The 22,482-nt window shown below is 69.2% G+C and carries 20 protein-coding genes and 1 pseudogene; 7 read left to right on the plus strand and 14 right to left on the minus strand.

Annotated features, from left to right (window positions below):
• Positions 1 to 257: 257 nt before the first annotated feature.
• Positions 258 to 3,956, plus strand: coding sequence for an IPTL-CTERM sorting domain-containing protein (locus AVTE2539_RS00055; RefSeq protein WP_284407928.1), 3,699 nt, complete (start codon positions 258 to 260; stop codon positions 3,954 to 3,956).
• A 131-nt stretch (positions 3,957 to 4,087) separates the two neighbouring features.
• Here the strand turns inward: AVTE2539_RS00055 and AVTE2539_RS00060 are convergent, their stop codons facing one another.
• Entirely contained in the window at positions 4,088 to 4,786 is a 699-nt protein-coding gene (locus AVTE2539_RS00060; RefSeq protein WP_284407929.1) for a response regulator transcription factor, read from the minus strand.
• 234 nt (positions 4,787 to 5,020) lie between these two features.
• On the opposite strand from AVTE2539_RS00060, the gene AVTE2539_RS00065 reads away from it, so the two are divergent.
• A complete protein-coding gene (locus tag AVTE2539_RS00065) occupies positions 5,021 to 5,587 on the plus strand; it encodes a hypothetical protein (protein ID WP_284407930.1) in 567 nt (188 codons plus the stop codon).
• 29 nt (positions 5,588 to 5,616) lie between these two features.
• Here AVTE2539_RS00065 and AVTE2539_RS00070 read toward each other — a convergent pair whose 3' ends face one another.
• From AVTE2539_RS00070 to AVTE2539_RS00100, 7 genes are all read right to left on the minus strand, one after another.
• The gene (locus tag AVTE2539_RS00070; RefSeq protein WP_284407931.1) at positions 5,617 to 6,666 is read right to left on the minus strand and encodes a serine/threonine protein kinase; all 1,050 of its coding nucleotides are present in this window, start codon (positions 6,664 to 6,666) and stop codon (positions 5,617 to 5,619) included.
• The gene (locus AVTE2539_RS00075; RefSeq protein ID WP_284407932.1) at positions 6,659 to 8,104 is read right to left on the minus strand and encodes a bifunctional serine/threonine-protein kinase/universal stress protein; all 1,446 of its coding nucleotides are present in this window, start codon (positions 8,102 to 8,104) and stop codon (positions 6,659 to 6,661) included. Before AVTE2539_RS00075 ends, AVTE2539_RS00070 begins: the two co-directional genes overlap by 8 nt.
• Before the next feature lie 43 nt (positions 8,105 to 8,147).
• Positions 8,148 to 8,906, minus strand: coding sequence for a metallophosphoesterase family protein (locus AVTE2539_RS00080; RefSeq protein ID WP_284407933.1), 759 nt, complete (start codon positions 8,904 to 8,906; stop codon positions 8,148 to 8,150).
• A gap of 307 nt (positions 8,907 to 9,213) precedes the next feature.
• Entirely contained in the window at positions 9,214 to 10,524 is a 1,311-nt protein-coding gene (locus tag AVTE2539_RS00085; protein ID WP_284407934.1) for a YopJ family acetyltransferase, read from the minus strand.
• A 180-nt stretch (positions 10,525 to 10,704) separates the two neighbouring features.
• Positions 10,705 to 11,121 (minus strand): organic hydroperoxide resistance protein, encoded by a 417-nt coding sequence (locus AVTE2539_RS00090; protein ID WP_272549265.1) that lies wholly within the window; start codon positions 11,119 to 11,121, stop codon positions 10,705 to 10,707.
• Positions 11,122 to 11,217: 96 nt separating this feature from the next.
• Positions 11,218 to 11,691, minus strand: coding sequence for a MarR family winged helix-turn-helix transcriptional regulator (locus AVTE2539_RS00095; protein WP_284407935.1), 474 nt, complete (start codon positions 11,689 to 11,691; stop codon positions 11,218 to 11,220).
• A gap of 273 nt (positions 11,692 to 11,964) precedes the next feature.
• A complete protein-coding gene (locus tag AVTE2539_RS00100; RefSeq protein WP_284407936.1) occupies positions 11,965 to 12,813 on the minus strand; it encodes a 3-hydroxybutyryl-CoA dehydrogenase in 849 nt (282 codons plus the stop codon).
• Between the two features lie 139 nt (positions 12,814 to 12,952).
• Here AVTE2539_RS00100 and AVTE2539_RS00105 point away from each other — a divergent pair, with 139 nt between their 5' ends.
• Complete coding sequence (locus AVTE2539_RS00105) at positions 12,953 to 14,542, plus strand: GMC family oxidoreductase (RefSeq protein WP_284407937.1); 1,590 nt, start codon at positions 12,953 to 12,955, stop codon at positions 14,540 to 14,542.
• A 49-nt stretch (positions 14,543 to 14,591) separates the two neighbouring features.
• Here the strand turns inward: AVTE2539_RS00105 and AVTE2539_RS00110 are convergent, their stop codons facing one another.
• From AVTE2539_RS00110 to AVTE2539_RS26330, 6 genes and pseudogenes are all read right to left on the minus strand, one after another.
• Complete coding sequence (locus AVTE2539_RS00110) at positions 14,592 to 15,434, minus strand: ABC transporter permease (RefSeq protein WP_272567099.1); 843 nt, start codon at positions 15,432 to 15,434, stop codon at positions 14,592 to 14,594.
• Between the two features lie 42 nt (positions 15,435 to 15,476).
• The gene (locus AVTE2539_RS00115) at positions 15,477 to 16,253 is read right to left on the minus strand and encodes an anti-sigma factor (protein ID WP_284407938.1); all 777 of its coding nucleotides are present in this window, start codon (positions 16,251 to 16,253) and stop codon (positions 15,477 to 15,479) included.
• Positions 16,250 to 16,906 (minus strand): sigma-70 family RNA polymerase sigma factor, encoded by a 657-nt coding sequence (locus AVTE2539_RS00120; RefSeq protein ID WP_272567101.1) that lies wholly within the window; start codon positions 16,904 to 16,906, stop codon positions 16,250 to 16,252. The genes AVTE2539_RS00115 and AVTE2539_RS00120 overlap by 4 nt, the downstream gene beginning before the upstream one ends.
• 47 nt (positions 16,907 to 16,953) lie before the next feature.
• On the minus strand, positions 16,954 to 17,523 hold the full coding sequence (locus AVTE2539_RS00125) for a DUF3455 domain-containing protein (protein ID WP_272567102.1): 570 nt from the start codon (positions 17,521 to 17,523) through the stop codon (positions 16,954 to 16,956).
• A gap of 150 nt (positions 17,524 to 17,673) precedes the next feature.
• Positions 17,674 to 18,015, minus strand: a complete 342-nt coding sequence (locus tag AVTE2539_RS26325) for an ATP-binding cassette domain-containing protein (RefSeq protein WP_502868878.1) — start codon at positions 18,013 to 18,015, stop codon at positions 17,674 to 17,676.
• A 15-nt stretch (positions 18,016 to 18,030) separates the two neighbouring features.
• Positions 18,031 to 18,546: pseudogene (locus AVTE2539_RS26330) on the minus strand (ATP-binding cassette domain-containing protein); the annotation flags it as partial.
• Between the two features lie 161 nt (positions 18,547 to 18,707).
• Between AVTE2539_RS26330 and purT the strand changes: the two are divergent.
• The 4 genes from purT to AVTE2539_RS00150 all read left to right on the plus strand — a co-directional run bounded on the left by purT (position 18,708) and on the right by AVTE2539_RS00150 (position 22,480).
• The gene (gene purT / locus AVTE2539_RS00135) at positions 18,708 to 19,910 is read left to right on the plus strand and encodes a formate-dependent phosphoribosylglycinamide formyltransferase (protein ID WP_284407940.1); all 1,203 of its coding nucleotides are present in this window, start codon (positions 18,708 to 18,710) and stop codon (positions 19,908 to 19,910) included.
• Positions 19,911 to 20,231: 321 nt separating this feature from the next.
• Positions 20,232 to 21,470: a SpoIIE family protein phosphatase gene (locus AVTE2539_RS00140; protein ID WP_284407941.1), complete on the plus strand. Its 1,239-nt coding sequence runs from the start codon at positions 20,232 to 20,234 to the stop codon at positions 21,468 to 21,470.
• A 14-nt stretch (positions 21,471 to 21,484) separates the two neighbouring features.
• The gene (locus tag AVTE2539_RS00145; protein WP_272549253.1) at positions 21,485 to 22,057 is read left to right on the plus strand and encodes a SiaB family protein kinase; all 573 of its coding nucleotides are present in this window, start codon (positions 21,485 to 21,487) and stop codon (positions 22,055 to 22,057) included.
• Positions 22,058 to 22,090: 33 nt separating this feature from the next.
• Entirely contained in the window at positions 22,091 to 22,480 is a 390-nt protein-coding gene (locus tag AVTE2539_RS00150; protein WP_272567110.1) for a DUF1987 domain-containing protein, read from the plus strand.
• Positions 22,481 to 22,482: the final 2 nt, after the last annotated feature.

The raw sequence follows: 22,482 nt of genomic DNA on the forward strand, positions 1-22,482 counted from the left end.
CAGGCCCATTCGGCCGGTCGTTGCGGCGGGCGCTGCATGTGGTGCCGAACGCACAGATGCACAGCCGAATGTCAACAATTGTTGAATTCTGAAAACCGAAGAGCCCACCCCCTAGATTCGCGGCACTCCCGGCCACGCCGGCAAGGCACCGCGCGCCGGTCCTTCCTTTCCCTCCGACCCCATTGCAGCCCTCGCCAGGGCCCCGGTGGCGTCGCGGCGTGCCCGGACCTGCTCACGACAACAATCTGGAGATCGGTATGGTTCTTTCCTTTGCACGGCGGGCTGCGGGCCTGCTGTGGCCTGCTGCGTTCGCGTCTGCGCCCGCGCGCAGACCTGCCACCCATCAAGGCCTGCCCGGCGGGCGGGGATACGGCCTGCTGCTGGCCGGGTGCCTGCTGGCACCCGGGGCCGTGCTGGCCCAGACCACCGACATCCTGGTCAACCAGGACGCGGTGCCCGCATCGGCCTCGGGCCCGGCGGGCGGCACCTTCCATTACGTGGTGACGGTGCGGCACAACACCGGCAGCGCGGCGACCGGCGTGGTCCTCACCGACAAGCTGCCCGTGGGCGCGGTGTTCCAGTCGGTCACGACGACCCCGGCGGGCATGCCCTGCACGCCGGCCATCGCCCCCGGCACGGCCATCACGGTCGCCAACCAGACGGTGCAGTGCGGCCTGGGCTCGATGGCGGTGAATTCCACCAAGGTGGTGGATTTCGAGGTCGTGCTGCCGACGGTCTCGACCAACTGGATCAACAACGCCCGCGTGACGCGCAACGAGACCGATTCGGACCCCAGCAACGACGCGCTGGATCGCCGCATCACCACGACCGAGGCCGCCGACCTGGCCCTGGCCGTCACCACCAACCCCACGGCGCCCCCCGGCAATCCGCTCTCGCCCGGCCAGCCCTACCGCTATCTGGTGGACGTGAGCAACCAGGGGCCCATCGGCATCCCCGCCGCAGGGCGCGTGGAGGTCATGTTCAGCGTGCCCACGGGCGCCTCGTTCACCCGCGTGGGCGGCAGCAACGGATGGACCTGCACGCCCACGGCCTCGAATGCCTCGCCGCTCGTGTCCCCCGGCGCGCCGACGCCCGCCACGGTGGTCACCTGCTCCCACGCCGGTGCGCTGGCCAATGGCGGCACGGTGCCGTCGCTGGAGGTGGACGCCGCTCCCAATGTGACCGGCTCCATCACGACGTCGTTCTCGGTCAAGGGCTACAAGGATGCGTCCACGGAAATGCCCGACGGGCAGACCGCCAACAACACTGGCACGGCCGAAGTCAACGTGGCCGGCACGGCCTCGGATGTTTCCGTCACCAAGGCCGTGAACGGCGCCACGACCTATGGGCTCAACGACCAGGTGACCTACACGGTCACGCCCCGGCTGAACGGCGGCACCTTGCTCACCGGCGTGCCCGTGCAGGTGGTCGACACGCTGGGTGCGGGCCTGTCCTACGTCTCGGCCACGGGCACGGGATGGACCTGCACCCCGGCGGGCCAGGTGATCACCTGCGACCTGCCCGGCGGCTATGCGGGCGCCAACTTCAGCAACCTGCCGGTGATCACGGTGGTGGCTTCGGTGCAGCAGACGGGCACGCTGCCCAACACCGTCACGATCGACGCGCCGACCCGCACCGATCCCGACACGGCCAACAACTCGCCGGCCAGCGTCTTCATCACGGCGACCAACGTGGCCGACCTGCAGATCACCAAGACCGCGTCCAACTACGTGAACGGCCAGGGCGTGGCCGTGGCCATCGGCCAGAGCTACCAGTACCGCCTGACGGCGCGCAACCGCGGACCGCTCGCCATCGCGGCGGCCGCCGCCACCGTGCCGGCCGCCCCGAGCATCGTCGTCACCGACTCGGTGCCCGCCGGCGTGACCCTGACCGGCCTGAACGCGGCCTCCGGCGCGGGCTGGACCTGCTCGGCACTGCCGCTGGTGGGCCCGGGCACCTTCACCTGCGAGCGCACGGCCGGACTGGGTGTGAATGCGAACGCGCCCGACATCGTGGTCAACGCGGTGCGCACGACCGCGGGCTCGGCCACCAACAACGCCTGCGTGAAGTTCAGCCCCGAAACGGGCGGCACCCGCGAGGACCCGTGGTACACCGACCCCGCGCACGGCATCAACTGCCAGGGCGTGGGCGTCGGCGCCTCCGACCAGACCCCCGGCAGTGAGGTGCAGGCGGACCTGAGCATCGTCAAATCCGTGGACAAGCCCACGGTGCCTGCCGGCGACGTGCTGACCTACACGATGGTGGTGACCAACAACGGCACCAGCGCCGCCACCAACGTGAGCCTGCGCGACGTGCTGCCCAGCCTGGTGACCAGCGCCTCGGCGCCGGGCCTGGTGTCGGTGAACACGACCGCCGGCACCTGCACGCCCTCGGGCGCTTCCAACGTCAACACCGCCACGCTGCTGTGCTCGCTCGGCACGCTCAACAGCGGCGCCAGCGCGACGGTGACCGTGGCCATCCGGCCCACGGTGGCCACCACCGCGAACCGCACCAACACCGCCACGGCCTATTCGCCCGAAGTGGTGGACCCGGTTCTGGGCAACAACACGGCATCGGTGACGAGCCAGGTCACGGCCCGGGTGGACCTGGTGGCCTCCAAGACCGTCTCGCCCACGCCGACCGCCATCTCCGGCGAGCCCATCACGTACGTGGTGCGCGCCAGGAACAACGGCCCGTCGTCGGCCGAGAACGTGTGGCTGAGGGACGTGCTGCCCGCCAACGCGGTGCTGATCGGCACGCCCGTCGCCTCCAACAGCGGCGTGTGCGATGCGGTGCCCGCCGGCAACGGCGGCACGCTGAACTGCCGCTGGGGCAGCACGGGCAACAGCGCGTTCCTCGCCAACGGCGGCCAGTACGAAGTGACCTACCGAATGCGTGCGGCGGGCGCCTGGGCCCCGGGCGTGAAGCTCTCCAACACGGTCGAGATCGGCACTGCGACGGACGAGCCCGTGCTGACCAACAACCAGGCCGCGGCCGAGATCACGCTGACCCAGCCCGAGCTGGACATCCTGGTGTCGATGGCGCACAGCGCCGACGCCATCGCCCTGGGCGCCGAGACGACCTACACCATCACGGTGAAGAACTCGGGCCCGTCGTTCGGCACGAACGTGGTGATGACGGACACGTTCCCGATCACCCACCCCACGAACGGCGCCTCTTCGGCCACGTTCGGCTTCACGGGCGGCCTGACGGTGGACCGGGGCGGCGTCTGCACGGTGCCGGCCATCGGCGCGACCTCGGGCAGCGTGTCGTGCACCTTCCCGGGCCTGGCCAAGGACGAGGTGGCCACCATCACGTTCAAGATGAAGGCGATGAGCCTGCCGGCCGGAGCCGCGTCGGGCACGATCTTCCACAAGGCCGTGGTGTCGGTGAGCGAAACCGAGTTCCTGCAGGGCGGGCAGAACACGCAGGTCAACAACACCACCTACGACCAGACTTCCACCAAGCGCGACCCGATCGCCACCGACCTGTCGATCCTGAAGGCCGGCCCGGATGGCCCGATCGCCCCGGGCTCGGACGTGGACTACACCTTCACCGTGCGCAACAACGGCAACCTGACCAGCAACGGCGCCCAGGTGGTGGACCCGCTGCCCGCGGGGCTGGCGTTCGTCTCCTCGCCCGACTGCGTGGCCACGGGCACCTCGGTGACCTGCTCGGTGGGCGAGCTGCTGGCGGGCGCGAGCCGCACCCTGCGCGCCAAGACGCGCCTGGCGCAGCCCTACACCGGCAACGGACCGCTGGTGAACACGGCCACGCTGGACGCGCCGGGCGACACCGACCCCACCAACAACACGTCGAGCAAGACCACGACCGTGCAGCCCCCGCCCGATGCGATCACCAGCGTGCCGACGCTGTCGCAATGGGCGTTGATCCTGCTGTCGTGCCTGCTGGGCGGACTGGCGCTGCGCCAGTCCCACGGCCCGCGCCGGCGCTGACCTGCGACGGGGTGTCTTTCCCCCAAGCAAAAAGGGCGGTCCCGAATGCGGGACCGCCCTTTTTTTAATGGATGGCGGGTCGGGGGTCTGAGAGAAGTGTCGGCGCGTGCCGCCGGCGCTGGCGTGCAGCGTCAGGCGGACTGCGTGACATCGACCACATCCAGGCGGTAGCCCATGCCATACACCGCGTTGACGACATAGCCGTTCTCTGGCGACAGGGCCAGCTTGTTGCGCAGCCGCGAGACGTGCGTGTCCAGCGAGCGCGAGGGCACGTCCTGCACCTCACTCCAGACGCTCTGGCGCATGTGCTCGCGCGACAGCAGGCGGCCCGCGTTCTGGAACATGAACAGCGCCAGGTCGTATTCCTTGTTCTTCAGGTCCACGGCCGTGCCGTCCATCCACAGCGTGCGCGTCTTGGGCTCGAAGCGGTAGCGGCCGAAATCGAGCGTGCGTGCCACCGTGGACGGATACGCCCGGCGCAGCAGCGCCGCGGTGCGGGCCATGAGTTCGCCCATGCGGATCGGCTTGGGCATGAAGTCGTCGGCGCCGCAGTTGAGCGCCTCGACCACGTCCTGTTCGGCATTGCGGCGCGTCACGAACAGGATGGGCATCTGCGGCGCCAGGCCGGCGCGCAGGGTGCGCACCACTTCCATGCCGCTCATGTCGGGCAGGTGCCAGTCCACGATCAGCAGATCGAAGGTCTCGGTCCGCAGCGCCCTGAGCAGGCTGGTGCCATCGGTGAAGGGGTGGAACAGGTGCCCCGCATGTTCGACAGAGGCCTGGATCAGCTCCATCAGGATCGGGTCGTCGTCAAGGGCAGCGATACGCATGGGGCACCAGCAAACGGCAAAGGCAATGGAATACGGATCGCCGGTGGGACGCGGCGAGGTGCCGAAACTACCTTTTAATTTCGCTATCGGTTGGAATGTGACAATTGTTAACATTCATCGAAAAATCCGCGGTATGTATTCGTGGCGTCGACGCATCGGTGGCGCTTCGAGTGCGCCGGGGCCCCTTGTATCGCGCGCAGACATGGCCGCATTTGCAGCCGCGGCTTCGTTTGGATGCTCCGGTCTTCGCCTTGCCTCGCCGTTGCCCAGCGCTTTCAGGGAATATGGCCCGTTCAAAATTTTGAGGACAGCTTCATGGGCAATTGCATCGGCGGCTCCAGCGGGAACGCTTCCGTTCGCCGCAATCAGGATCAACGCACGGCAAGTACCAATGCCGGTGTGCAGGCCGAAGAATCGGCATCGGCTGCGTTCGGCGTCGATGCGGCGCTGTCCGGGCTGCGCTCCCGCGAACGGAGAATCAATGGATTGCTGGGCCCCGACACCAATGAGTTGCTTGGTTCGCCCGTGCGCAGGGAACTCGAATCCTTGCGCACGCGGGTGCAGTCAGCGGCGGGAGATTTGACGGCGCTGCAGCAAACGTTGAATCGCCAGAACTCTCAACGCATCGACCTGGGCGATGACCCGGTGGGTGCCGTGCGATTGTTGACCGCACAGTCCGAACGATTGGGACGGCAAGTGGAGCCCGTCATCCAGAGGCACGAGGAAGCCATCGACGACCTGCAGAACCGCACGGGCTTGGCAGCGGATCATCCGTCCATGCGCTTTCCGCAGGGCCGCTAAGGCCATCGAGCATCTTGTGCTCGCCGCTGTCAGGCCGACAGCGGCGCTTCCTGCATCGCCTCCATCTGCTCGCGCAGCATGTCCACCTGCCCGCGCCAGTAGTCGCTGCTGCCGAACCAGGGGAAGTTGATCGGAAAGATCGGGTCGTTCCAGCGGCGCGCCAGCCAGGCGCTGTAGTGGATCAGCCGCAGCGTGCGCAGCGGCTCGATCAGGGCCAGCTCGCGACGGTCGAAGGGGCGGAACTGCTCGTAGCCGTCCAGCAGCGCGGACAGCTGCACGGTGCGCTGGCGGCGGTCGCCGGACAGCAGCATCCACAGGTCCTGCACGGCCGGGCCGGTGCGCGCGTCGTCCAGGTCCACGAAGTGCGGGCCGCCGCCGGGCCGGTCGGTGGGCGTCCATAGCACGTTGCCGGGGTGGCAGTCGCCGTGCAGGCGCAGCGGGCGCGCATCCTTCAAGGCAAACGTGCCGCCTGCCGGGGTATTCCATGCACTTTGTGCTATCAATTCAATAGCATCTTCGCAGGCGCTGCGCCAGGCCGATTGCTGGTCCAGCGGGATGATCTCCTCGGCCAGCAGCCAGTCGTGCGGCTCCTGCGCGAAGGTGGCCGCGTCCAGCGCCGGGCGCAGCGCGAAGGGCCGGGCCTCGCCCACGGTGTGGATGCGGGCGAGGAAGCGGCCGATCCACTCCAGCACCTCGAAGTCGTCCAGCTCGGGCGTGCGCCCGCCGCGCCAGGGGCTGACCGAGAACGCGAAGCCCGCGTGCTGGTGCAGCGTGCGGCCCTGCAGCACCAGCGGGGCGACCATGGGCACCTCGGCCTGGGCGAGTTCGGCGGCGAACGCGTGCTCTTCCAGGATCTGCGCATCGCTCCAGCGGCCCGGCCGGTAGAACTTGGCCACGACGCGGCTGCCGTCTTCCAGCGACACCTGGTATACGCGGTTTTCGTACGAGCCCAGGGCCATGAGGCGGCCGTCGCCGTACAGGTCCACGCTGGCGAGCGCGTCCAGCACGAGGTCGGGGGTGAGGGGCGCGTAGGGATGCGAGGAAGAAGAGGTGGGCTCGGTGCCGGGCAGGTTATCCATGGGGGGCATTGTCGCCCCCGGCCAGTTCGGTGAAGGGCAACTGCTGCTTGACCAGGATGACGGTGCACGGCGCATCGCGCGCCACGCGGATCGGAATGGTGTCGATGAAGCGCTGCAGCGGCACGCCGTGCGTGGCCGCGCCCAGGATCATCACGCCCACGCGGTTGCCCTGGGCGTAGCGCACCAGGGCCTGGGCCACGTCGCTCGCCTCGATCACCTGGTGACTGGCGCTGTGGCCGGCCAGGTCCAGTCCGGCGGACCATTGACGCAGCCGCACCAGGTGGCGGCGGTGCAGCGTGGTTTCGCTGCGCTCGCTGTCCGATGCGCTGCTGGCCGAGGGCGAGATCACCGTCACGCAGGCCAGCCGCGCCCCGGGGCGGATGCCCAGCGAGCGCGCCGCCGCCTGGCGCAGCGAGTACAGCGTGGCATCGCTCGCGTCCTCGCCCGGCACGGCCACCATGAGGATGGGCGCCGCCTCGATCTGGCGCGCCGGCAGCGGGCTGGGCTGGTAGTGCATGCCCGCTGCCTTGAGCCAGCGGCGCAGGTGCGCCCGCACGCCCGGCCCGCGCAGGCGCCGGCCGCGTTCGGTGACCGGCACCTGCCCGGGGTGCGTCAGGTCGAAGGCCAGGTGCGCGGCCGACGGGTAGCGCTGCGCCGCCTCGGGCTCCAGGCAGCGCAGGATGATCTCCTGCAGCCACTCGGGCACCTGCGGCCGGTGGCGACGCGGCGGCGCGGGCGTCATCCACAGCCGCTGGCGCAGGCCGCCGCGCGTGGTGGGGGCGCCGAAGGGCAGCTCGCCCGTGGCCAGTTCGTACAGCATCACGCCGATGGCGAAGAGGTCGCTGCGCAGGTCGCCGCGCACGCCCACCACCTGCTCGGGCGCGATCCAGGCGGGCGAGCCCACGGCCTCGCGCATCTCCTCGGCCAGCAGGTCGGGGTAGTGGGCGTGGCACGAGAGGCCGAAATCCAGCAGCACCGCGCTGCCGTCCGCGCGCAGCAGCACGTTGGCGGGCTTGAGGTCGAGGTGGCACACGTTCTGCTGGTGCAGGCTGTGCGCGGCATGCGCCATGGCCGCGCCCAGTCGGGCCACGGTGGTGGCGTCCGGCGGCTGCGGCAGGTCCAGCCAGTGCTGCAGCGTGTGGCCTTCGATGTATTCCATCACCAGGTAGGGCAGCCGCGCCAGGTCGCCCGCGGCGACGAAGCGCGGCACGTGGCTGCCGCTCAGCGTGGGCAGGATCTGCAGCTCCACCTCGAAGCCGACGATGGTCTCGGCGCCATCGCCCGCCGTCATGCGCGGGATCTTCATCGCCATGGGAAAGCCCGCGTCGCGCGCGGCGCCCGCATAACCCACGCGATAAACGTGCGCCATGCCGCCCGCGTGCAGGCATTCGTGCACGACGAAGCCGTCCACCTCGGTGCCGGGCGCGAGCAGCTTCATGCGAGGCTCCGGGCGGGCCGGGCGGGCCGGGCGATGGCGTGGCTCACCGCCCCAGCTCCAGCCGATCGGCGAAGAACGCGGGCAGGCCGGCGGCGCGCACGGCGGCCGCGGCCGCGGCATGGTCGTAGGGCACGCGGTGGAAGGCGACCGTTGCGGCGTGGTCGTCGAACAGCGCATACATGGCACGCACGTCGCGGTCGCGCGGCTGGCCCACGGAGCCCGCGACGCCCAGCCACTGGCGGTGCGGCGGCACCGGCACGGGCACGCCGGGCTGCGGCGCAAAGCGCATCAGCTTGGCGGTGGGCGTGAGGAAATACAGCGCCTGCTCGTGCACGTGGCCGCAGAACACGTAGCGGATGGCGGGGTCGAGCTGGCTGGCCGCGGCCATGCTGCGCTCGGCCGCGCCCGCGTCCTGCACGTAGTGCCAGTGGCTGGGCTGGTCGGCGCTGGCGTGCACCAGCAGCGTGTTCGCGCCCAGGCGGCGCGTGAGCGGCAAGGTGGCCAGAAAGGCGCGGTGCCGGGGCGACAGCTGCGCATGCGTCCACTGCGCGCTCTGGTCGCCCATCTGGGTGGGCGCTGCGGGCGGGTCCAGCGCCGCGACGTCGTGGTTGCCCAGCACGCAGGGCGCGCCCTGGGCCGCCAGGGCCATCGCCTGCTCGACCACGGCCACGGGGTCGCCGCCGTAGCCCACCAGGTCGCCCAGCAGCGCGAACTGCTCGGCGCCCTGGGCACGGGCATGCGCCAGGCAGGCATCGAGGGCATGGCGATTGGCGTGGATGTCGGCGAGCAGAGCGATCTTCATGGCGGACGCGGCGGGTGCGCGAGGCTGGGGTCAAGGGTGCGAAAAGGCATCGGCCCGCGGGGGCGGGGCCGCCTGCGATGATGGCTCCGAATGGTGCCATTGGCGGGGGTGAGTGCGCGGGAAGCGCAAAAAAGGTGCAATCGCGGCCGAATGCCCGCCGCACCGGTCCCTTCCGTCCCGGTCGCGGAATTTGTTTTGCTATCTTTTGTGTAGCAATCGAGGCAATGAAATCCCCGGCCTGGCACATGAAAGACCACGAAATCAAAAGAACCGGTCAGGGGGTGACCCTCGATGGGCGCGCCGGGCACTATTCAGGCGGCAGCGTGCGGGGATCGGGGCCCCAGAGGCGTTGGCCCAGGTCCAGCGCGGCGATGTCGTCCGGCTCGCCGACGTCGTGGGCCACCATTCGGTCGAGCAGTGCCTGGCTCTCCGCTGGCGAGGCCGTGTGCAGGTACGCGATGGCGCGGCCGATGAAGGCGATGCGCTTGCGTTCGATGGAGTCGCTCACCTCCAGCATGTCGGACATGGTCCGGGGGCTGACGGGTTCGGCCTCGTCGTCGTCGCTGTCCGGCGCCATCGCGGCCTGCAGCAGAAAGGGCATTTTGTAGCGCTCCTGCCGATGGGCGTGGTGGCGGTCCGGCAGGCTTTCACCCCGGCGGTTCACCGCGGCGTCGGCCTGGCCGGGGGCCTGTGCCTGTTTCCAGCCGTCGAGGCTGCTTTGCCTTTGGGCGTGCTTGAAAAACTCGGCGGGCAGGAAGTGCCTGCCCTCCAGCACCTGCACCGCTCCGTCTTGTGCCAGCGGCTGTGCGGTGCGGCCCAGCGCCGTGCGGGGTGGCTGGCCGGGCGATTCCAGGGCCTGCCGGTGAAGTGCGTTCAGGCGCTCCCCAGCCTGCGCGAACTTGGACGCCGCCGAGAGCGCAAAGATGCGGCAGCCTGAGTCGGACGTCTGGATGTCCAGCATGAACAGCGCCGCCGTGCCGCCTTCGGGCAGCAGCCGCGCCAGCGCCGGCAGCACCTCGCTGGTGTAGCGGGCCTGGTTTTCCTGATTGAACCGGAGCGGGTCGGCGATCACGATGGATACGGCATCCGCGTGGCGCTGGAGATCGGCCGCCACGACGTGGTCTTCGCCGGGGGTGGGCAGCGTAAGGACGGCACGGGCGCGTTCGCCATCGGGCCGGGGCGCCGCGAACCATGCCCGCACTGCCGCAGGGCTCTCCAGCAGGGACAGCGGCAGAGACGGGTGGCGCGCGCTTTCGGCCGCCACCAACGTGGGCAGCATGGCCTGGTCGAAGACCTTGTCCAGTTCCTCCGTGCCCCAGTTGTCGTTCACCAGATCCGTGAAACGCCGGTGCAGATCCTGCAGCCGGGCGATGGCCTCGGACTGCACGGGCGACAGGGCGGCGGCCGTGCCGGCCCGGTGACCGATCGACGATGCTGTCATGCCCGCGGAGCGGGGCCGGATGGGCGCGGCCCCCCGGGACAGGTGCAGCGCCGCGAGCGGGAGGTCCGGCGAGGGGTTCGAGCGCGTCGGAGCGGGGGCGGCCCTCGCCGCAGCGGTCACCTCGTCCGGGCGGCGGTCAGGGGCCCTGCGGGTGCCGGAGTTGACGGGTAAGACCATTCGCATTCCTGTGGCTTGGCGAATGCAGGAGGGTCGCGCAGGCTGCGCGCCGGCACGGTGCGGGCCGCGAACGCATGGGCAGCGCAGCGAAGCGCCCTGCGCGCCACGGTCTGCGGCACCACGAAAAAAGCCCCCCGGCCGCGTTCAAACACGGCCGGGGGGCTTCGAGGCCGATGCCGATCAGGCCAGCGTGATCGTCACGTCGATATTGCCGCGCGTGGCGTTGGAGTAGGGGCAGACCTGGTGGGCGGCGTCCACCAATTGTTGCGCCTGGGCGCGGTCCAGGCCGGGCAGGCTGACCTTCAGGCGGGCGGCGATGCCGTAGGCGTTGGGGATCTTGCCCAGGTCGACTTCGGCGTCCACGGCCACGTCCTGCGGCACGGCGATCTTCAGCTGGCCGCCCACGGCCTTCAGCGCGCCGATGAAGCAGGCGGAATAGCCGGCGGCGAAGAGCTGCTCGGGGTTCGTGCCCGTGCCGCTGGTGCCGGGGGCGGAGAGCTGCACGTCCAGGCGTCCGTCATCGGTGCGCGAGGCGCCGTCGCGGCCGCCGGTGGTGTGGGCGCGGGCGGTGTAGAGGACTTGGTCGAGCGATGGCATGGTGATTCCTTTGCAGTGAATGCCCGCGGTGCGGGCGGTTGAGGGACAAAAAAGACAACGAAAGCGAGAACGACAAAAGCGGTGAGGACGGGGCTGCTAGCCGGAGCCGATCCGGCTGCGCAGCTGCTGCAGCTGCCGGGTCAGCGCGGTGAGTTCGGGCAGGGTGCACTGGCTGCTTTCCAGCACGCAGGCGGGAATGGCTTCAGCGCGGTCGCGCAGGGCCCGGCCGGCGGGGGTGAGCGTGGTGCGTACACGGCGCTCGTCCTGCGCATCGCGCAGCCGCGTCACCAGGCCCGAGGCCTCCAGGCGCTTGAGCAGCGGGGTGAGCGTGCCGGAGTCGAGGAACAGGCGCTCGCCCAGTTCGGAGACGGTGATGCCGTCGCGCTCCCACAGCGACAGCATCACCAGGTACTGCGGGTAGGTGAGGCCGATGGATTCCAGCAGCGGCTTGTAGAGCTTGGTCATCGCCAGCGACGCGGAATAGAGCGCGAAGCAGACCTGGTTGTCCAGCTGCAGCAGGGCGGGGCTGGGCGTGGAGACCGGGTGGGCGAGGGCGTCGGGGCGGGGCATGGGCTGGATTGTGACGCCCAATTCAATTGTGAGCAATTGAATTGGGCGTCACCCCATCAGCGCTGGGGGCTTGACGTGCAGCGTGCAGCCGGCAGCGCCGAATGGGTTATCGCAGCGCGGTGGAAGGTCCTTTGGCGCGTGCGCCCTGCTGCCGGGCGTATGCGTAAAAATGGCCTCCACCGCAATGAATACTATGGCATTACGCTATTAAAAATGTAGCAAAACTGGCCTGACCCGTTGGAGGGGCCGGGGCTGCCCATGCCCCGGGGAAGGTCAGTAAGCGTACACGCCATGCCCGGTCTTGCGGCCCAGGCGGCCGGCGGCCACCATTTCCTTGAGCAGGGGGCAGGGGCGGTATTTGCTGTCGCCGAACTCGGTCAGGTACACGTTCATCACCGCCAGGCACACGTCCAGACCGATCATGTCCGCCAGCGCCAGCGGGCCGATGGGCTGGTTGCAGCCGAGCTTCATGCCCGCGTCGATGTCCTCGGGCGTGGCCAGGCCCTCGGCCAGCACGAAGAACGCCTCGTTGATCATCGGCACCAGGATGCGGTTGACCACGAAGCCGGGTGCGTTCTTCACGGTGATGGGGCTCTTGCCCAGCGACTCGGACAGGGCCTTCACCGTGTCGTGCGTGGCATCGCTGGTCTGCAGGCCGCGGATGATCTCCACCAGCGCCATCATCGGCACCGGGTTGAAGAAATGCATGCCGATGAAGCGGTCGGGCCGCGACGTGGCGGCTGCCAGTTGCGTGATGGAGATCGACGAGGTGTTGGAGGCGATGATGACCTCCGGCGCCACGATGGCGTCCACCTGCTTCAGGATCTTCACCTTGAGCTCGTGGTTCTCGGTGGCCGCCTCGATCACGATCTGCGCGGCCTTGAGGTCGTCGTAGTTCGTCGAGGTGCGGATGCGCGAGAGGGCCGCGTCCTTGTCGGCGGCGGTGATCTTTTCCTTCTTGATGAGCCGGTCCAGGCTGCCGGCCACGGTGGCCAGGCCCTTTTGCACGGCGGCCTCCGAGATGTCCACCATCACCGCGTGGATGTCCGACACGGCACAGGCCTGCGCGATGCCGTTGCCCATGGTGCCTGCGCCGATGATGCCGACGGTCGTGATCGTCATATAAAGTCTTTCCGGCCAAATAGCCAAATCAAAAAACAGGGGTTGCGCGGATCGGCGTGATCGTATCGGCAATCGCGGACGGCGCGGCCGGTGCGACACCCCAGCGGCCGCGGCCACTGGCACAGAGGAGACAACGGACATGTTCGACTACATCGTGATCGGTGGTGGTTCGGCCGGCTGCGTGCTGGCGGGGCGCCTGACCGAAGACCCTGCCGTGCGCGTGTGCCTGCTGGAGGCCGGCCCGCCCGACACCAGTGCCCTCATCCACTGCCCGGCCGGCATCGCCCTGATGGCGCGCACCGGCGCCTTCGGCTGGGGGCAGCACACCACGCCGCAGCCCGGCCTGAACGGGCGCCGTGGCTACCAGCCGCGCGGCAAGGTGCTGGGCGGCTCCAGTTCGCTCAACGCCATGATCTACCTGCGCGGCCAGCCGGCCGACTATGACCACTGGGCCGCCGAGGGCAACCCGGGCTGGGCCTGGAGCGACGTGCTGCCGTACTTTCGCCGCGCCGAGCACAACGAGCGCGGCGCCGACGCCTTTCACGGCACGGGCGGCCCGCTGAACGTGATGGACCTGCCGGCGCCCCACCGCATCGCGCGCGATTTCATCGAGGCCGGCGTGCAGGCCGGCCATGCGCGCAATCCCGACTTCAACGGTGCCACGCAGGAGGGCGTGGGCTGGTACCAGGTCACCCACCGCGCGGGCGAGCGCTTCAGCGCCGCCAAGGCCTACCTCGCCCCGCACCGCGGCCGGCCCAACCTGCAGGTGGTGACGGACGCGCGCGCCACGCGCATCCTGTTCGAGGGCCGGCGCGCCGTGGGCGTGGAGTACCGTCAGGGCGGGCAGTCGCACACGGTGCGCGCTGCGCGCGAGGTGCTGCTGAGCGCGGGCGCGCTGCTGTCGCCGCAGTTGCTGATGCTGTCGGGCGTGGGGCCGGGCGCGGCGCTGCAGCGCCATGGCATCGCCGTGGTGCACGACCTGCCCGGCGTGGGCGAGCACCTGCACGACCACCCCGACGTGGTGCAGGTGATGGACGCGCCGCGCCTGACGGACCTGTTCGGCCTCTCGCCCACCGCCGCGTGGCAGATGCTGCGCGGGGTGCGCGAATGGCAGGCGCACCGGCGCGGCATGCTGGTGACCAATTTCGCCGAAGCCGGCGGCTTCATCCGCAGCCGCCCCGAGGAGGCCGCGCCCGACCTGCAGCTGCACTTCGTGATCGGCAAGCTCGTGGACCACGGCCGCCGCACGGTGCTGGGCCACGGCTACTCGTGCCACGTGTGCCTGCTGCAGCCCCTGAGCCGCGGCCGGGTCACGCTGGCCGGCCCCGACCCGCACGCCCTGCCGCTGGTGGACCCGGCTTTCTTCGCCGATCCGGACGATCTGCAGCGCATGGTGCGCGGCGTGCGCCGCATGCGCGAGTGGCTGGCGCAGCCGGCGCTGGCCACGCACGGCGCGCGCGAAATGCCGGCCTCGGCCGCGGCGCAGACCGACGAGGCCATCGGCCAGTTCATCCGCCAGCATGCCGACACGGTGTACCACCCGGTGGGCAGCTGCCGCATGGGGCCCGGCGCGATGGACGTGGTGGGCGCGGACCTGCGCGTGCACGGCCTGGACGGCCTGCGCGTGGTCGATGCGTCGGTCATGCCGCGCATCGTGAGCGGCAACACCAACGCGCCGACCATCATGGTCGCGGAAAAGGCCGTGGACCTGCTGCGCGCAGCGGCCTGAGGCGGACCCGAGCAGCTACGCTGCTGGTGGGGCCTGAAGGCGTTTTCGATCAGGCCTGGAACCGCTTGCGCGTGAGCGCCAGCGCCGTCCAGAACGCCACCACCGTGGTGACCACCAGCACCAGGCCGTGGCGCAGCGGGTGCGCGGGCCACTGGTCCATGAACAGCGGGCGCACCAGCTCCACCGCATTGGCCAGCGGCAGCCAGTCGGACACATGGCGCACCACGGCGGGCAGCTGCTCGCGCGGGAAGAACACGCCCGACAGGAACATCATCGGCGTGAGCACCAGCGTGAAGTAGTAGGTGAAGAAGTCGTAGCCCTTGGCCAGCGCGTTGAAGATCAGCGCGATGCTGGAGAACATCACCCCCACGAACAGCAGCACGGGCCAGGCCACGAGCAGCTTGGGGCTGTGGCTGATCTTCAGCGCCAGCATCACGCCCAGGATGGCGGTGACGGTGAACACGGCCTTGAAGGCGGCCCACAGCATCTCGGCCAGCACCACGTTGTCCAGGCTGACCGGCGCGTTCATGATCCCGTCCCAGGTCTTTTGCACATGCATGCGAGAGAACGCCGAATACAGCGCCTCGAAGCTGGCCGCGTTCATGGCGCTCATGCAGATGGAGCCGCTCGCCAGGAACAGGATGTAGGGCACCTGCGTGCCCCCCACGTTCACCTGGCCCACCAGCGCGCCCATGCCGTACCCGAAGGCGACCAGCCACATCAGCGGCTCGGCGATGTTGCCCACCAGGCTGGGGATGGCCAGCTTGCGCCACACCAGCAGGTTGCGCAGGAAGACGGGCCACCAGCGGGCGGACAGCTCGGGCGCGCGCCAGATCGAGGGGGTGGCCGGTCGGGCCGGCGTGGCGGGGCTGGGGTGGGGGGCGGTGGACATGGCGCTATTGTGCGGCGGCCGAGCAACGGGCCGCGGCCGGACTCACAGCACCTTCACCGCCCGGCCGATGTACTGGATCGGGCCGGTGGGCTTGCCGATGGGCGAGCCGCTCGGGGGCTCCAGCGTCAGCTCGAACAACTGGTTGGGCTGCAGCGGCGGCAGCTTCTCCAGTGCCAGCTGCAATGACTGGCCGGGCTGGACCAGTCCCAGCGAGACCGGCCCGCTCCAGCTGTCGGCCTTGGTCCAGAACTCCAGCGCGCGGCCCGCGGGCACTTCGGCCACGCCCAGCGGAATGAGCTGGAGCGCGCTGGGCGAATTGGCCTGCACGACCCAGCCGGGCGCCTTGTCCTGCGGCGCCACCAGCACCACCATGAACTGCGGGGGCGCGGCCTGCGGTGCCACGCGGGTGACCAGCACCGCGGCCAGCACGGCCGCCATGGCAAAGCCCGAGCCCGCCAGCCCGCGCCACAGGCCCAGGTGGTTCCACCAGTTTCGGGAAGGCCGGGGCGCTGGCGACGCGGCCGGTGAATGGGCGTGTGAATGGGTGGCGGGCGCGCTGGCCTGTGCGCCGTCGGCGGCCTGCAGCGAGGCATCGATGCGCGACCACAGCTGCGCCGGTGGCGCGATCGGCTCGGCCAGCCCGGCCAGCGGCAGCAGTCGTGCTTCCCAGTCGGCCACGGCGCGCTGCAGGGCCGGGTCCGATGCCAGGCGCTGCGCCACGCGGGCGCGGGCGGCGGCAGACAATGTGCCCAGCACGTACTCGCCGGCCAGCAGGTGCAGGTCTTCGGGCACGGCGGGATGGGGGATCGGCGCGGTCATGCCATGCACTCCCGCAGCGAGGTCAGGCTGCGCCGTATCCACGCCTTCACAGTGCCCAGCGGTGCGCCCAGGCGTTCGGCGATCTCGCCATGCGAGCAGCCATCCACATAGGCGTGCAGCACGCAGTTGCGCCGCGCCGGGTCCAGGCCCTCCAGGCAGTGCTGCAGGCGGCCCAGGCTTGCGTTGAGTTCGAAGGCTTCCGCGATCTCGCGGTGGGCCTGCACCGACTGCTCGGCCTCCAGGGCCTGCACGGTGTCGTCGTCCACGTCGAGATGGCGGCCCGCATCGCGCACGGCGTTCAGGGCCAGGTTGCGCACCACGCTGTAGATCCAGCCGCGGGCGCTGCCCCGGCTGGCATCGAAGCTGCCGGCGCGCGTCCAGATGTTCACGCAGGCGTCGTGCACGATGTCTTCGGCCAGCGCCCGCTGCCGCACGATGCGCCAGGCCACGCCCAGCAGGCGCGGCCCCTCGTGCTCGTACAGGCGGCGCATGGCCTGCCGGTCGCCCGCCGCGCAGCGGGCCAGGGTGGCTTCGTAGTCGAAGTCGTCGTCAGCGGCAGGCGTGGAAGGCAAGGGGCGGTGGCTCCAGCGGTCGAAGGCCGGGCGCTGGCGTCGATCGGCCGCCCGGAACGTGGGCCGCATGGTAGCCGACATGGCCGTGCTCCAAAGGCTTTCGACCCTGAAAGACCCGCCCCGGGCCGTCAGGCGGCCTTCCAGAAGATGTAGTCGGCCTGGTACTTCACGGTCTGGCGGTCGCCCTTGTTGGTGGCGGTGCAGGCCGCGGCCGGGGCGACGCCGCCCTTGAGCGCCACGCGCTGGATGAAGGTCACGCCCGTCAGCGCGCCCGAGCCCATGGCCGGGTTGGCCTTCACGAGCTGGTAGGGCAGGTTGCCGGTGCCGGCCGGGGCCACGGCCAGCTGCGTGGCGGTGACCTTGGAGCCGTCCTGCGCCTCCCAGGTGGCGGGTGGGCCGTAGTACGTGCCCACCTGCTTGCCGCTGCGGTCGTTCAGCACGGCCTTCGGTCCCACGAACACCCATTCGGTCTGGCCGGGCATGTTGGCTTTGTCGCGGCATTCGTAGGTGATGTCGCCCACGCCCACGGTTTCCCAGGCCACCTTGTTGCCGGCCGGCACCTTGATCGACTCGGGCAGGCTGTCCTGCGAGAACTTCGGGCCCGATGCCGACATGGAGCCGCAGGCCGCGAGCAGGGCCGCGGCGGCGATGGCGCCGGTCAGGGGGATGAGGCGAGAGAGCGTTGGCTGGATGGTCATGGCGTTTCCCTTGTCTTCGGTTGGGTTGAAAAAAGCAGCAGCAATCTCCGCTGCTGCAGGTACTACCCATGGGAACGCCGTTTGGATGCAGGCCGCGCGAAATATTTTTTCGAAAGCCGCGCGGGCCCGGTTTTTTACCAGGCGGCCGGTTCAGCCGTCTTCGCGGATCTGCCGGCCGGTGAGTTTCAGGAACAGGTCTTCCAGGTTGGCCGGCCGGTGCAGCGTGCGCAGGTGTCCGTGCATGCTGAGGGCGGCCAGCAGCGGCCGGGCGTCGTGCGTGTAGAAAAACACCGTCTCGCCGCTCACCTCCACGCGGGCGGCGAGCGGGCGCAGGGTGGCGTCTTCGGCCAGCGCCACCGCGCCCACGCCGAACAGTTCCACCACGTCGGGCTCCAGGTGCTCGGCGATCAGCTCGCGCGGGCGGCCTTCGGCGATCTTGCGGCCGTGGTCCAGCACCAGCAGGCGCGAACACAGGCGCTCGGCCTCGTCCATGAAATGCGTGGTCAGCAGGATCGACTTGCCCTGCTGCACCAGCAATTGCAGGCGCTCCCACATCAGGTGGCGGGCCTGCGGGTCCAGGCCGGTGGTGGGCTCGTCCAGCAGCAGCAGGCGCGGGTCGTTCACCAGGGCGCGGGCCAGCGACAGGCGCCGCTTCATCCCGCCCGACAGCTCGCCCGGCTTGGCGCCGGCCTTGTGCGTGAGTGCCGCGAACTCCAGCAGGCGCGGCACGCGCTCCTGCATCACCGCGCCCTTGAGCCCGAAGTAGCGGCCGAAGATGCGCAGGTTCTCCGCGCAGGTGAAGTCCGGGTCCAGCGTGTCGAACTGCGTCACCACGCCCAGCTGCGCCTTGATGGCCAGCGCGTCCTGGGGCATGGCCAGCGGCGTGCCGGCCCCTTCCGGTTGGAAGTGCACGCTGCCGCCGTCGGGCGCGGTCAGGCCCAGGCACATGCGGATGGTGGTGGTCTTGCCGGCGCCGTTGGGGCCGATGACGCCCAGGCATTCGCCGGGCGCGATGGAGAACGAGACATCGTCGACCACCGTGGCATCGCCGTAGCGCTTGTGCAGGTGATCGATCTGGAGAAGGGGGGGATGCGCCATGGGCGTCTATTATTGTTCGCCGCCCTCCGGGGCCGCGCTCCCTTTTTTTCCGACCCTCTTTCTTCATTCCATCTCTTTCACCTGCTATGACCACTCTCGGCACCCCCCTTTCGCCCTCGGCCACCAAAGTCATGCTGCTCGGCTCGGGCGAGCTGGGCAAGGAAGTCCTCATCGCCCTGCAGCGCCTGGGCGTGGAGACCATCGCCGTGGACCGCTACGAGAACGCGCCCGGCCAGCAGGTGGCCCACCATGCGCGCACCATCACCATGAGCGACCCGACCCAGCTGAAGGCGCTCATCGAGGCCGAGCGGCCCCACCTCGTGGTGCCCGAGATCGAGGCCATCGCCACGCCCATGCTCGAAGAGCTGGAGGCCGCCGGCACCGTGCGCGTGATTCCCACCGCGCGCGCCGCGCGCCTGACCATGGACCGCGAAGGCATCCGCCGCCTGGCCGCCGAAACGCTGGGCCTGCCCACCAGCCCCTACCAATTCTGCGATTCGCTTGAAGAGCTGCAGGCGGCCATTGACGGCGGCATCGGCTACCCCTGCATCGTCAAGCCCGTGATGAGCAGCTCCGGCAAGGGCCAGAGCAAGATCGACGGACCAGCCGACGTGCAAAAAGCCTGGGACTACGCCATGGCCGGCGGCCGCGTGAGCCATGGCCGCGTCATCGTCGAAGGCTTCATCGAATTCGACTACGAGATCACCCTGCTCACCGTGCGCGCGCTCGGCGAAGGCGGCCAGCCCGAGACGCATTTTTGCGAACCCATCGGCCACATCCAGGTCAGCGGCGACTACGTGGAAAGCTGGCAACCCCAGCCCATGCGCCCCGCGGCCCTGGAGCGCGCCCGCGAGATCGCCAAGGCCGTGACCGACGACCTCGGCGGCCAGGGCCTGTTCGGGGTGGAGCTTTTCGTGAAGGGCGATGCCGTGTGGTTCAGCGAGGTGAGTCCCCGCCCGCACGACACGGGCCTGGTCACCCTGGCCACGCAGGTGCAGAGCGAGTTCGAGTTGCACGCCCGCGCCATCCTGGGCCTGCCCGTCAACACCGCCCTGCGCAGCCCGGGCGCCAGCGCCGTGATCTACGGCGGCATGGACGCGCAGGGCATCGCCTTCGACGGCGTGGACGAGGCCCTGCGCGTGCCGAACACCGACCTGCGCCTGTTCGGCAAGCCCGAGAGTTTCGTGAAGCGGCGCATGGGCGTGGCGCTGGCGTTCGATGCCGATGTCGAAGTGGCGCGGGAGCGGGCCAAGCTGGCGGCTAGCAAGGTCAGGCCGCGCAAAGCGTAAGCATCGGCATTCACACCACCGATCCGACCGCGGTGGCGGGGCGCTGTCGTCGGGGTCCGAATCGAAACGGCAGGCATGCGCGCAGCGTGCCGGCCCCCCGCAGCGTGGCCTCCTTGCCGGGCGCCGCCATGGCGCTCGCCCCTTCATCGCAACGAATGGGAAAGCACCCGTTCCTGGCGCATCTCCCCTCCTTCTGAAGCCGCCCCTTCAATGGCCCGCAGGCTCGATTGCCTCTGCGCAGCGCCAAACCGTCACCATCCTGTCATCGCGGCGAAATATGAAATGAATAACATTTGCTAACAAACAGCCCCCTTGGCCCCCATGTCCGCAAATTCCGAGTACCTGAGCAGCTTTCGGCCCCGTTTCCGTCAGCCCAGTGCGGCGGACCTGTGCAACATGGTGCCCTGCATGACGACCGACCAGACCAACGAACAGGTCATGGAGGTGTTCGGCCAGCACCGTGACCTCGTCAGCCTGCCCGTCGTGGAGGGCAGGCAGCCCATAGGGCTGATCAACCGGAACATCTTCCTCTCCCAGATGAGCAAGCCGTTTCGCATGGAGCTCTACGGCCGCAAGAGCTGCATCGCGTTCATGGACAAGGAGCCGTTGATCGTCGATGCCGCGCTGGACATCGAGGCACTGACGTTCAAGACGGTGGAATGCGGCGAAAAGGCCCTGTCCGATGGCTTCATCATCACCCACGAGGGGGCCTTCATCGGCGTGGGCAACGGGCTGCAGCTGATGCGTGTGGTGGCCGACATGCAGGCCTCGCGCAACCGCCAGGTCATGCACAGCATCGAATACGCGAGCGTGATCCAGCAATCCACGCTGCGCAGTTCGCTCGAGGCGCTGGCACGCGTGTGCCCCGGCGCGCACCTGGTCTGGGAGCCGCGCGACGTGGTCGGGGGCGACTTCTACCAGTTCAGCACCGAGCCTGACGGCTGGTTCGCCACCGTCGCCGATTGCACGGGTCATGGCGTGCCGGGCGCCTTCATGACCCTGATCGCCTCCACCAGCCTCAACCAGGCGATCAAGCAGCACGGCGCCCGCGATCCCGCGCAGTTGCTGGGCAGCGTGAACCGCAGCATCAAGCAGATGCTGGGGCAGCAGGATGCGCAGGAAGGCACGGAGCGCTCCAACGACGGCATGGATGCCGCCTGCTTCTGGTTCGAGCCGGCGCAGGGGCGACTGGTCTTCGCGGGGGCGCGGCTGTCGCTGTTCCTGGTGCGGCCCGGCGCCGACGCGGTCGAGATCATCGAAGGACAGCGTAAAGGCGTGGGCTACGTGGACAGCGACTTCGATTTCGCCTGGAACAACCAGGAGCTGATCCTGTCCCCCGGCACGCTGCTTTTCGTCAGCACCGACGGCCTGATCGACCAGGTGGGCGGCCCGCGCGCGATCGCGTTGGGAAAACGCCGCGTGCGGGAGCTGCTCTTCGAGCAGCGGGAGCGCACGCCCGCGGAGATCAACCGGGCCGTGCTCGATGCGCTGGAGCAGTGGCAGGGCCAGGGCGATCACCACCGCCGCGACGACCTCACCTTTTTTTGCTTTCGCACCTGAGACGGAAATCCGCCATGTCCTCGTTCATGAACGCTGAAAACCCCGGTTCCTTCTTCAACCTGGCCAGGCAGCATCGCGTCATCTTCTACTACGTGGGCTACTTCTCGCAGAACATCATCGCGGCCATGGCCGATGCGGTGAAACTGCAGCTGGAGGTCGCCGACGTGGCGGGACCGACGCGGCGCAAGCTGTTCTCGTCCTTCGTGGAGATGGCGCAGAACATCATCCATTACTCCGCCGATACGCTCACGCCCCCCAGCCATGACAACGGCGAACTGCGCCACGGCTCGGTATGCATCCGCCGCGAAGCCGACGGCAGCTTCCTGCTGCTGTGCGCCAACCCGGTGGAGCCGCGCATCGCCGACGAACTGCGCGAGAAGCTGGCCGCGCTGCGCAGCATGACGCTGGAAGAAATCAAGCAGGCCTATCGCCAGACCCTGCGCGAGGAGACCCCCGAGGGCAGCAAGGGCGCAGGCATGGGGTTCCTCACCATGGCTCGCGACGCCCGCGAACCGCTGGAATTTGGCTTCGACGCGACGCAAGGACCCGACCAGGCACCGGTGTTCTATCTGAAAGCGGCGATCTGACGCGCCAAGCCCGCAAACGAATCGAGATCACAGATGGACAACCTCTACATCGCACCGACCCCCAGTTCACCGGAGGTGGACTTCAAGTTCGACGCCCACGCGCTGAGCTTGCGCGGCGAGTCCTACCCCGAGAATGCCGCGGCGTTCTATGGCGACGTTCTCACGCAGCTCAGGGCCTATCTGGCCGAGCAGGTGGACACCAAAATCGAGGTGAGCATCGCGCTCGCCTACTTCAACAGCTCGAGCACCAAGATGCTCTTCAACCTGATCGAGGCGCTCAGCGATGCGGCCGGCGCGGGCAACGAGATCGTGGTGCACTGGTATCACGATGAGGAAGACGACACTATCCTCGAATTCGGCCAGGAGCTCAGCGAAGACTTTCCCGCCATCCATTTCTCGACCCACCCCGTCAGCGCGGCCTGATG

Origin of the sequence: Acidovorax sp. SUPP2539 (genome assembly GCF_030158975.1) — a bacterium.
In the GTDB taxonomy this organism is placed as follows: Bacteria; Pseudomonadota; Gammaproteobacteria; order Burkholderiales; family Burkholderiaceae_C; genus Paracidovorax.